Source organism: Blautia sp. DFI.1.216, from assembly GCF_020594215.1.
GTDB classification, from domain to species: Bacteria; Bacillota; Clostridia; order Lachnospirales; family Lachnospiraceae; genus Blautia_A; species Blautia_A wexlerae.
The window spans coordinates 1-1004 of record NZ_JAJDML010000147.1; the positions used below are offsets into that span (position 1 = coordinate 1).

Here is a 1004-nt window from a genome sequence, read left to right on the forward strand (position 1 = left end):
AACTGGAAGTTAGCGATTTCTTTTTCCGGTATTCTCTGTCCCACGGATTTCCTCATGATAGAAATAATCTACGATCACCGGATGCCCCTGCGGGACTCTGCCATAAGGCATTTCATTATCCACAAAGGCACAATCATACTTCTTAGCCATTTTCTCAGCTTTTACTTCAAGTGCTTCAAAGTAGCTGCGGTTATGCTTGTTATAGATCTCGTCGTAAAGTGGTACAAGCTCAGGATATTTTCCGGCGATATAATCCATAATTGTCTTTTTGAAACCGCCTCGAAGATTGAGATTTTCGAGCCAGAACAGATCGCACTGATCCTTTACCCGCTCAAAGATTGCTTCAAAATCCGTGATACCGGGGAATACCGGGGATACGAAACAGACTGTACGGATACCTGCTTCATATACCTGCTTCATAGCAGCGATACGGCGCTCAATGCTCGAAGCAGAGTCCATATCGTTCTTGAAATTTTCATCTAGTGTGTTGATCGACCATGAAACGGTTACACGTCCAAGCTTCTTCAGCAGATCAATATCCCGTACCACAAGATCCGACTTTGTGCAGATCAGAATATCTGCGTCACTGCCGATCAGCTGCTCCAGAAGTTTTCTGGTATTCCCGAATTGCTCCTCCTGTGGATTGTAGCCATCTGTCACAGAACCGATGACCACCCGCTGTCCGGCATATTTCTTCGGATTTTTAATTTCCGGCCAATGTTTCACATCAAGGAAAGTGCCCCATTCCTCCTTGTGCCCGGTAAAGCGCTTCATAAAAGAAGCATAGCAATACTTGCAGGCATGTGTACAACCCACATAGGGATTGACCGAGTAACCGCCTACCGGCAGACTGGACTTAGTCATGATGTTCTTTGTTTCCACCTCACGAATGAGGATTCCATTTATTACTTCTTCCATGATTTCTGTACCTCTAACACTTTATTAAATTCTTCCGGCATTTCCTGAATCATATTTTCATCCCCTATGATAGGGACAAGGTCTTC

General features: G+C 44.5%; 1 protein-coding gene and 1 pseudogene. Both read right to left on the bottom strand.

Features of this window, described 5'->3' with window-relative positions; genetic code table 11:
- Positions 1 to 9 precede the first annotated feature (9 nt).
- Positions 10 to 918, bottom strand: a complete 909-nt coding sequence (locus LJE11_RS19120) for a radical SAM mobile pair protein B (protein ID WP_227296405.1) — start codon at positions 916 to 918, stop codon at positions 10 to 12.
- Positions 906 to 1004, bottom strand: a pseudogene (locus LJE11_RS20605) (radical SAM mobile pair protein A); the annotation flags it as partial. The gene LJE11_RS19120 and the pseudogene LJE11_RS20605, both read right to left, overlap by 13 nt.